The sequence below is a fragment of the Streptomyces sp. FH025 genome (genome assembly GCF_017427025.1).
In the GTDB taxonomy this organism is placed as follows: domain Bacteria; phylum Actinomycetota; class Actinomycetes; order Streptomycetales; family Streptomycetaceae; genus Kitasatospora.
In genome coordinates this window covers 1-9,373 of sequence record NZ_JAFLNG010000285.1, presented here as the reverse complement: position 1 = coordinate 9,373, position 9,373 = coordinate 1, and the positions used below count along the sequence as shown (strand labels likewise).

Genomic DNA, 9,373 nt, shown 5'->3' with positions numbered 1-9,373 from the left:
GCACCCCCGACGATGCCCGCCGGCACGACCTGGCGGCGTTCCTGCGCAGCCGCCGCGAGCGCATCGCGCCCGAGCAGGTGGGCCTGCCGATGACCGGCCGCCGCCGTACGCCCGGCCTGCGCCGGGAGGAGGTGGCGCAACTCGCCGCCGTCGGTGTGACCTGGTACACGTGGTTGGAGCAGGGGCGGCACATCCAGGTGTCCACCCAGGTGCTGGACGCGGTGGCCCGGGCGCTGCTGCTGGACCCGAGCGAGCGGGCGCACCTGTTCACCCTGGCCGGCGCGGAGGACCCGGCGCCGGTGAAGGAGTGCCCCTCGGTGACCCCGAGCGTGCGCCTGGTGCTGGAGCAACTGGCGCCGTACCCGGCCGTGGCGCTCAACTCCCGCTACGACGTCCTGGCGCACAACCCGCAGTACGCCGCCATCGTCGGCGACCTGGGCGAGCTGCCGCCCGAGGACCGGAACCTGATGTGGATGGCGTTCACCCCCTCGCACTTCCGCGAGGTGCTGATCGACTACCGCACCGAGCGCCTCGGCATGGTGGCCCGGTTCCGGGCCGCGATGGCCGAGCACAGCGCGGATCCGGCCCGCAAGGCGCTGCTGGCCCGGCTGCTCAAGGCCTCCCCGGACTTCGCGGAGGTCTGGCAGCGGCATGAGGTGATGCGGCCGAGCAACGGGATCAAACGCTTCCAGGTGCCGGGCGTCGGCCTGCTGCGCTGCGAGTACACCAACTTCTGGCTCAGCCCCGGCCTCGGCACCCGCATGATCAGCTACACCCCGCTGGACGAGGAGACCCGCGCGCTGATGGACCGACTGCCGACGAACTAGCCGGATATCGAGGACTGCCGCCCGAGCGCCAAACAGACCGCCGCGAGCGGCAGTTCTATGCAGAACGCCATCACGAGGGCGGCGAGCACCGCGTGCCCCGGCCCGGCGCAGGCGATGTCCACCAGTGCGTCCCCGGCCAGCAGCAGCGCCGCCGCCCCACCCGCCCACAGGGCGGCGGCACTGCGCCGGCGCAGCAGCGCGTCCAGCGACAGCAGGGCGGCGAACTCCGTCAGGTCCAGCACCACCCACGGGGTCTCGTGGTCGAGGGCCAGCAGCGCCAGCCAGGGCAGCAGCGCGACGGCCGCCAGCGCGGGCACCTTCCGGAACCGCTCCGGCAGGACGTACGGCTGCGCGCCGGAGACGAGGGCGATGCTCATGCGCCCACCTCGCCGTGCTCCCGCACCCGCTCCAGAGACAGCCGCTCGGTCGGCCCGCCCGAAGGGTGCTCGACCAGCACCGTGTCGTACGGACCCTCGGCCGAGGCGAGCCAGAACCGCCCGGCCACCGTGACCAGTTCGCCCGCCGCGGCCGCCCGGACCGTACGGAACGGCCGCCGCCCGCCGGTGAACACCACCGAGGGCGCGGCGCCGTCCGCCGCCAGCCGGCCCCAGGCGAGCACGTGCCAGCCCCGCCCGGCGGACGGGCTGCGCCGGGCGCCGCGCACCAGCTGCGGCGTGAGCCGGGCGGCGACCAGGACGTCCGTCAACTCGCCGTGCTGGTACAGCTCCAGCGCGGCCCGGCCGCGGCCGGACCCGACGCTGCGGACCGACCAGGGCCCGGCCCCGGCCGGCAGCGTCCCCTCCGGCCCCGGCGCCGGGCGGAGCGCGCCCCCGGGAACACCCCCGTGGTCCCCGGGGACGGGCCGCCCGTGCGGCGGAGTGGCGGAGTGCGATGCGGTGCTCGTCATGTCCCCAAGCCTTCCGCCGCACCGGGGTCGCTGTCAGTGGTGCCCCACACCGAATCGGGGGTGTAGCTAGCTACACCCCCGGACGGAACCCCCCTTCATGGCGGCCGTTGATCACCGGGTCCTACGCTGTCGGCCATGCCCTCCACCACGTTGCGCCGAGCACTCGTCAGGAGCCTTGGGCGCCCACCGTGGTCGTCCGAGGCCTGGCGGGAGACCCGCTTCATAGGCGCCGGAATACCCATCGCCCTGCCGGTCTGGCTGGCCGTCACCGAGCCCGACCTGATCCTCCCCGTCCTCGCGATCGTGCTGTGCTGCGCCCGCCCGCTGACCGCCGTCCAGCGCGGCCGGCTGCGCGCCCTGAACGGCGTCGAGGTGCCGCCGCCCGGCGCCGGCTCCACCTGGCGGCTGGGGCCGCTGCGCCTCGGTCTGAACTGGCGTCAACTCGCCCACCACCTGCTGGTCGGGCCGGCCCTGGCGGTCCTCGCCCTGAGTGTCGTCTACCTCTGGGGCGTCGCCCTGACGCTGACCACCGTGTACGCCTGGGTCTGGGTGCTGCCGACCGACACCGCGGTGCGCACCGGGCTGGCCGGGCTGGACGTGGCGCTGACCGTGGCCGGGATGCTGCTGCTGGTGGTGACGCCCTGGCTGACGGCCGTCGTGGCCTGGCTGGAGGTCTTCGCGGCGCGGAAGCTGCTCGGCCCCGACCGCGCGGAGGCCCTGGAGCGCCGCGTCGAGGAGATCGCCGAGAGCCGGGCCGGCCTGGTCGACGCGGTGGACGCCGAGCGCCGCCGGATCGAGCGCGACCTGCACGACGGCGCCCAGCAGCGCCTCACCTCCCTCGCGATGAACCTCGGCCTGGCCCGGCGCACCCTCAAGGACGCCCCGCCCGAGGCGATGCAGGTGATCGTGGACGCGCACGAGGAGGCCCAGGCGGCCATCGACGAGTTGCGCGACCTGGTCCGCGGCCTGCACCCGGCCGTCCTGGAGGACCGCGGCCTGGACGCCGCGCTGTCCGGCATCGCCGCCCGCGCCCCGCTGCCGGTGCGCCTGGACGTCGAGCTCGGCGAGCCGATCGCCCCGACCGTCGAGGCGGTCGCCTACTTCACCGTCTCCGAGGCGCTCACCAACGTCGCCAAGCACGCCCGCGCCAAGAGCTGCGACGTGTCGGTGCGGACGGCCGGCGGCCGACTGCGCCTGGTCGTCAGCGACGACGGCGTGGGCGGCGCGGACGCCTCGCGCGGCACCGGGCTCACCGGCCTGCGCAAGCGTGCCGCCTCGGTCGACGGCACGCTGTCCGTTCTGAGCCCCCTCGGGGGCCCCACCACCATCACCGTGGAGTTGCCGTGCGCGCTGTGATCGCCGAGGACTCGGTCCTGCTGAGGGCCGGTCTGGTCAAGGTCCTGGAGGCGGTGGACTTCGAGGTCGTCGCCGCGGTCGGGGACGCCACCGAACTGCTGGCCGCCGTCGAGGAGCACCGCCCGGACGTGGTGGTCGCGGACGTCCGGATGCCCCCGGGCTTCCACGACGAGGGTGTCAAGGCCGCGATGATCATCCGGCGGCAGTGGCCGGAGGTCGCGGTGCTGCTGCTCTCCCAGTTCGTCGAGGAGCGGTACGCCGCCGACCTCCTCGCGACCAACACCAGCGGCGTCGGCTACCTGCTCAAGCAGCGGGTCGCCAACGTGGACGACTTCCTGGAAGCGCTCCAGCGGGTCGCCGCGGGCGGCACCGCGCTGGACCCGGAGGTCGTCGCCCAGCTGCTGGTGCGCCGCCGCCTGGACCCGCTGGAGAAGCTGACCCCGCGCGAGCGCGACGTGCTGGCACTGATGGCGGAGGGCCGGTCCAACGCGGCCATCGCGGCCTCCCTCGTGGTCAGCGACAGCGCGGTGGCCAAGCACATCAGCTCGATCTTCACCAAGCTGGACCTGCCGCCGGCCGACGACAGCCACCGCCGGGTGATGGCGGTGCTGCGCTTTCTGGAGGTGGGGGGAGCGTGAGGGCCGCCCGAATTTGGCGGCTCACCGGAGTGGTCGCCGTGGTGTTCGTGCTGGTCATGGGCGCGGGGCAGACCCTCTCCCTGGTGGCCAGGCAGCAGCGCACCGAGGAGACGGAGTACCCCGAAGCCGTCCACCGGCTCCGGCTGGAGACGGGCAGCGCGTACGTACGGATCAAGACGGGCGCGGACGGTCGCGTGCTGCTGCGCAAGACCCTCGACTGGATGGTGAGCGAGCCGGAGGTGCGGACCGGAGTCGTCGACGGCGTGATGGACGTCGGCGTGACGTGCCGTCGCACGCCCCCCTTCTACAACTGCGGCGCCCAGATCGAGCTGGAGGTGCCGCCCGGCACCGAGGTGACCGGCGAGGTGACCTCCGGCAGCGTCGAGGTCGACGGCCTCACCGGGCCGGTCCACCTGGAGGGCACCTCAGGGGCGATCTACCTGCGCCGCCTCTCCGGTGAGGTGCACGCCCGGACGACCTCCGGCATGGTGCAGGGCACCGAGCTCGACTCGGAGCGGGTGGATGTGGGCAGCGGCTCGGGCGCCGTGGACCTGGGCTTCGCCGGCGCACCCCGAGAGGTCTCCGTGAGCACCGGCTCCGGGTTGGTGACGGTGACCGTGCCGAGGGGCAGCCACTACCGGATCAGCGGCCGGACGGGCTCCGGCAGCAGCAGCATCGACCCGGCCCTGGGTGACGCCTCCAGCCCGAACAGCCTGGTGGCCGAGGTCGGCTCGGGTGAGCTGAAGATCGGCTACGCCCTCGGCGGGGACCGGTAGCAGCGGGGCCGCTCACCCGGGTGGGGGACAATGGAGAGTCCCGTCCCCCTACCCGAGGTCAGCCGCGCATGACAGCCACGCCCGCACCCACCGCGCCCGAGACCGAGTTCGCGCCGCTGGACATCGGCCCGATCCGGGTGTGGCCGCCCGTCGTGCTGGCGCCGATGGCCGGCATCACCAACGCGCCGTTCCGCACGCTCTGCCGCGAGCAGAGCGGCGGCAAGGGCCTGTACGTCTCGGAGATGATCACCACCCGGGCGCTGGTCGAGCGCAACGCCAAGACCATGCAGCTGATCAAGTTCGACCCGAGCGAGAAGCCGCGCTCGATCCAGCTGTACGGGGTGGACCCGGAGACCGTCGGCAAGGCCGCCCGGATGATCTCCGAGGAGGGCCTGGCCGACCACATCGACCTCAACTTCGGCTGCCCCGTCCCCAAGGTCACCCGCAAGGGCGGCGGCTCGGCGCTGCCGTACAAGCGCAACCTGCTGCGCGAGATCCTGCGCGAGGCGGTGGCCAACGCGGGCGACCTGCCGGTGACCATGAAGATGCGCAAGGGCATCGACGACGACCACCTCACCTACCTGGACGCCGGCCGGATCGGCGCCGAGGAGGGCGTGGCCGCGATCGCCCTGCACGGGCGCACCGCCGCCCAGCACTACGGCGGGACGGCCGACTGGTCGGCGATCGCCCGGCTGCGCGAGTCCGTCCCGGCGCACGTCCCGGTGCTGGGCAACGGGGACATCTGGTCGGCCGACGACGCGGTGCGGATGGTCCGCGAGACCGGCTGCGACGGCGTCGTGGTGGGCCGCGGCTGCCTGGGCCGGCCGTGGCTGTTCCGGGACCTGGTCTCGATCTTCGAGGGGGACGTCGACTACGCCCGCCCCGACTTCGGCTACGTGGCCCGGGCGATGGTGCGCCACGCGCAGCTGCTCGGCGAGTGGCTGGGGGACGAGGCGCGCGGGGTGATCGACTTCCGCAAGCACGTCGCCTGGTACACCAAGGGCTTCTCGGTCGGCTCCGAGCTGCGGGTGAAGCTGGCGAACTCCTCCTCGCTGGCCGAGCTGGCCGAAACCCTCGACCAGGTCGAGCAGACCCAGGCCTGGCCGGTCGGCGCGGACGGCCCGCGCGGGCGCACCAGCGGCAACGGCAGGGTGGTCCTGCCGGAGGGCTGGTTGGACGATCCGTATGACTGCGCCCGACCGGGTGCGGACGCCGAATCGGACACCTCTGGCGGATGATCTGTCCATAGTGGCGAAATGGGCCCTCGGGGCCCGATTGCCACCCGGTCCTGGCCCTCTTGTCCATCCTGGACAGGAGGGCTCCCTTTTGGCACCCGTCCGTCACGTACTGGAGGTGATCGCGGACGGAGCGTGGTGATCGGCGAGGATGGGCCGCCGTGGACCTGCGGGATGCGCTGGTGACGCTTGCCACATACGGTGGAGACTGATGGCCGGTCGGTGGACGAAATGGACAGGTCGGCTGTGAATCGCTTCCCGAAGTCGATCGGGTGCCGATCGGTCGATCCGGGTGCAGGAAATCAAGCCGGGGCAACGCGACGGACCCGCGGCCGCTACCCAGCGTCCGGATCGGTGATCTCCGGGTTTCGACGCCTTCAAGACTTGAACACTGGCTCGCGTCAGGCGGACGATTTCACCAACAGAGGTGAATGCCTTTATGTGCATTCGATCTATCGGGTTACCGATCAGTACCAGCCTCGCGTGGCCTATTCAGGGCAGAGAAGTGCCTTCGAAATGGGTATGTTCTCCGGCGTCAGGGCAACCGCGTACGAGGAGACCGACCCGTGCCGTCCCAGCAGAAGTTTGTTTACTCCTTCACCGAAGGAAACAAGGACCTCAAGGATCTTCTTGGCGGCAAGGGCGCGAACCTGGCCGAGATGACCAACCTGGGCCTCCCCGTCCCTCCGGGGTTCACCATCACCACCGAGGCCTGCAAGGTCTTCCTGGAGACCGGTAGCGAGCCGTCCTCGCTGCACGAGGAGATCAGCGCCCACCTGGACGCCCTCGAACAGGAGATGGGCAAGAAGCTCGGCCAGGCCGACAACCCGCTCCTGGTCTCCGTGCGCTCGGGCGCCAAGTTCTCCATGCCCGGCATGATGGACACCGTCCTCAACATCGGCCTCTCCGACGCCTCGGTGGCCGGCCTCGCCGCGCAGTCCGGCAACGAGCGCTTCGCCTGGGACTCGTACCGCCGCCTGGTCCAGATGTTCGGCAAGACCGTGCTGGGCGTCGACGGCGAGCTGTTCGAGGAGGCCCTGGACGAGGCCAAGCACGCCAAGGGCACCGTCAACGACCTGGACCTGGACGCCGCCGACCTCCGCGAACTGGTCGAGGTGTTCAAGGGCATCGTCGAGCGCGAGACCGGCCGGCCCTTCCCGCAGGAGCCGCGCGAGCAGATGGACCTCGCCATCCACGCCGTCTTCCACTCCTGGAACGGCGACCGCGCCCGGCTGTACCGCCGCCAGGAGCGCATCCCGAACGACCTCGGCACCGCGGTCAACGTCTGCACCATGGTCTTCGGCAACCTCGGCGAGGACTCCGGCACCGGCGTCGCCTTCACCCGCGACCCCTCCACCGGCACCCAGGGCGTCTACGGCGACTACCTGTCCAACGCCCAGGGCGAGGACGTCGTCGCCGGCATCCGCAACACCCTGCCGCTGGCCGAGCTGGAGAAGCTCGACAAGAAGTCGTACGACGAGCTGATGGCGATCATGCAGAAGCTCGAGAACCACTACCGCGACCTCTGCGACATCGAGTTCACCATCGAGCGCGGCAAGCTGTGGATGCTCCAGACCCGCGTCGGCAAGCGCACCGCCGCGGCCGCCTTCCGGATCGCCGTCCAGCTGGTCGACCAGGGCCTGATCGACCTGGACGAGGCCCTGATGCGGGTCACCGGCGGCCAGCTGGCCCAGCTGATGTTCCCGCGCTTCGCCCCGACCGCCGAGTCCAAGCAGATCGCCTGGGGCCTGGCCGCCTCGCCCGGCGCCGCGATCGGCAAGGTCGTCTTCGACTCCTACACCGCCGTCAAGTGGTCGCGCTCCGGCGAGCAGGTCATCCTGGTCCGCCGCGAGACCAACCCGGACGACCTGGACGGCATGATCGCCGCCGAGGGCATCCTCACCTCGCGCGGCGGCAAGACCTCGCACGCCGCCGTGGTCGCCCGCGGCATGGGCAAGACCTGCGTCTGCGGCGCCGAGGAGCTGGAGGTCGACACCAAGTCCCGCCGCTTCACCACCGCCGACGGCCTGGTCGTCGAGGAGGGCGACGTCGTCTCGATCGACGGCGCCACCGGCAAGGTCTACCTCGGCGAGGTGCCCGTCCTGCCGTCCCCCGTGGTCGAGTACTTCGAGGGCACCCTGCACGCCGGCGCCGACGTCCAGGGCGGCCTGGTCCAGGCCGTGCACCGGCTGATGTCGCACGCCGACGGCCGCCGCCGGCTGGCCGTGCGCGCCAACGCCGACAACGCCGAGGACGGCTCGCGCGCCCGCCGCTACGGCGCCCAGGGCATCGGCCTGTGCCGCACCGAGCACATGTTCCTCGGCGAGGAGCGCCGCAAGGAGGTCGAGCACCTGATCCTCGCGGACAACGACAAGGACCGCGAGCTCGCCCTCTCCACCCTGCTGCCGCTGCAGAAGGGCGACTTCCTGGAGCTCTTCCAGGCGATGGACGGCCTGCCCGTCACCGTCCGCCTGCTCGACCCGCCGCTGCACGAGTTCCTGCCGGACATCACCGAGCTGTCGGTGCGCGTCGCCCTCGCCGAGGCCCGCAAGGACCCGAACGAGAACGACCTGCGGCTGCTCCAGGCGGTGCACAAGCTGCACGAGCAGAACCCGATGCTCGGCCTGCGCGGCGTGCGCCTCGGCCTGGTCATCCCCGGCCTGTTCGGCATGCAGGTCCGGGCCATCGCCGAGGCCGCCGCCGAGCGCAAGCTGGCCGGCGGGGACCCCCGCCCCGAGGTGATGATCCCGCTGGTCGGCACCGTCCAGGAGCTGGAACTGGTCCGCGACGAGTGCGAGCGGGTGCTCGCCGAGGTCGCCCAGTCCACCGGCGTGAAGCTGGACATCAAGCTCGGCACCATGATCGAGCTGCCGCGCGCCGCAGTGACCGCCGGCCAGATCGCCGAGGCCGCCGAGTTCTTCTCCTTCGGCACCAACGACCTGACCCAGACGGTCTGGGGCTTCTCCCGGGACGACGTGGAGGCCTCGTTCTTCACCGCCTACCTGGAGAAGGGCATCTTCGGGGTCTCCCCGTTCGAGACCATCGACCGCGACGGCGTCGGCTCGCTGGTCAAGCACGCCGTCGAGGCCGGCCGGGCCACCCGCCCCGACCTCAAGCTCGGCGTCTGCGGCGAGCACGGCGGCGACCCGGACTCGGTCCACTTCTTCCACGAGGTGGGGCTGGACTACGTCTCCTGCTCCCCCTTCCGGATCCCGGTGGCGCGCCTGGAGGCCGGCCGCGCCGCCATCGAGTCGGCGGGCAGCGACTCGCGCTGAGCAGGGTAGGCATCCCCTTCTCACGCGCGGGTAGGACTGACCGCTCACCCTCCCGTCGGGAGGGCGTACACCGGAGCTCGGCGCAGGAGAACCGGCGTACGTGACACGGCCGGGCGGGAACGGACAACGGCGTCCGTTCCCGCCCGGCCGTACGTTCGTGTGGCGTCGGCCACGCGTGTAGCTGGCCCACCGGGGCCAGGGCGCCTGCCAAGCTGGAGCCCATGACCAGACGTAAAAACCCGCTCGTCGTCGTGGCCGTCCTGATCCTGGCCCTCGTCGCCGGCATCGGGTACCTGCTCGCCGGCAAGGGCGGCAGCAGCCACCCCAAGGCCGCCGCGAGCGCCACCGCCACCGCGGCG

Annotated in this window: 8 protein-coding genes; 6 read left to right on the top strand and 2 right to left on the bottom strand. The window is 72.1% G+C overall.

The window, feature by feature from the left end; all coding sequences use genetic code 11:
- Window positions 1-827: helix-turn-helix transcriptional regulator (locus J0670_RS20500; RefSeq protein WP_207813091.1), on the top strand; the 827-nt coding region annotated here is incomplete at its 5' end.
- Here the strand turns inward: J0670_RS20500 and J0670_RS20495 are convergent.
- Both J0670_RS20495 and J0670_RS20490 read right to left on the bottom strand, forming a co-directional pair.
- On the bottom strand, window positions 824-1,204 hold the full coding sequence (locus J0670_RS20495; protein WP_207813090.1) for a hypothetical protein: 381 nt from the start codon (window positions 1,202-1,204) through the stop codon (window positions 824-826). The two genes, J0670_RS20500 and J0670_RS20495, sit on opposite strands and share 4 nt — an antisense overlap.
- Complete coding sequence (locus J0670_RS20490; RefSeq protein WP_207813089.1) at window positions 1,201-1,734, bottom strand: hypothetical protein; 534 nt, start codon at window positions 1,732-1,734, stop codon at window positions 1,201-1,203. The genes J0670_RS20495 and J0670_RS20490 overlap by 4 nt, the downstream gene beginning before the upstream one ends.
- Before the next feature lie 135 nt (window positions 1,735-1,869).
- Here J0670_RS20490 and J0670_RS20485 point away from each other — a divergent pair, with 135 nt between their 5' ends.
- The 5 genes from J0670_RS20485 (at window position 1,870) to ppdK (ending at window position 9,014) form a co-directional block, all read left to right on the top strand.
- Window positions 1,870-3,090 carry a sensor histidine kinase gene (locus J0670_RS20485; protein WP_207813088.1) on the top strand — a complete coding sequence of 407 codons (1,221 nt, stop codon included), beginning with the start codon at window positions 1,870-1,872 and terminating at the stop codon, window positions 3,088-3,090.
- Window positions 3,078-3,728: a response regulator transcription factor gene (locus tag J0670_RS20480; RefSeq protein WP_307806611.1), complete on the top strand. Its 651-nt coding sequence runs from the start codon at window positions 3,078-3,080 to the stop codon at window positions 3,726-3,728. The genes J0670_RS20485 and J0670_RS20480 overlap by 13 nt, the downstream gene beginning before the upstream one ends.
- Window positions 3,725-4,504 carry a DUF4097 family beta strand repeat-containing protein gene (locus tag J0670_RS20475; protein ID WP_207813087.1) on the top strand — a complete coding sequence of 260 codons (780 nt, stop codon included), beginning with the start codon at window positions 3,725-3,727 and terminating at the stop codon, window positions 4,502-4,504. The genes J0670_RS20480 and J0670_RS20475 overlap by 4 nt, the downstream gene beginning before the upstream one ends.
- Before the next feature lie 68 nt (window positions 4,505-4,572).
- Entirely contained in the window at window positions 4,573-5,742 is a 1,170-nt protein-coding gene (gene dusB / locus J0670_RS20470; RefSeq protein WP_207813086.1) for a tRNA dihydrouridine synthase DusB, read from the top strand.
- A gap of 563 nt (window positions 5,743-6,305) precedes the next feature.
- A complete protein-coding gene (ppdK, locus tag J0670_RS20465) occupies window positions 6,306-9,014 on the top strand; it encodes a pyruvate, phosphate dikinase (RefSeq protein ID WP_207813085.1) in 2,709 nt (902 codons plus the stop codon).
- Window positions 9,015-9,373 lie beyond the last annotated feature (359 nt).

Bases quoted from the DNA above. Each gene is read 5' to 3' on its own strand.
- J0670_RS20485 (WP_207813088.1), top strand. From the start codon at position 1,870: ATGCCCTCCACCACGTTGCGCCGAGCACTCGTCAGGAGCCTTGGGCGC.
- dusB (WP_207813086.1), top strand. From the start codon at position 4,573: ATGACAGCCACGCCCGCACCCACCGCGCCCGAGACCGAGTTCGCGCCG.
- J0670_RS20495 (WP_207813090.1), bottom strand. From the start codon at position 1,204: ATGAGCATCGCCCTCGTCTCCGGCGCGCAGCCGTACGTCCTGCCGGAG.
- J0670_RS20490 (WP_207813089.1), bottom strand. From the start codon at position 1,734: ATGACGAGCACCGCATCGCACTCCGCCACTCCGCCGCACGGGCGGCCC.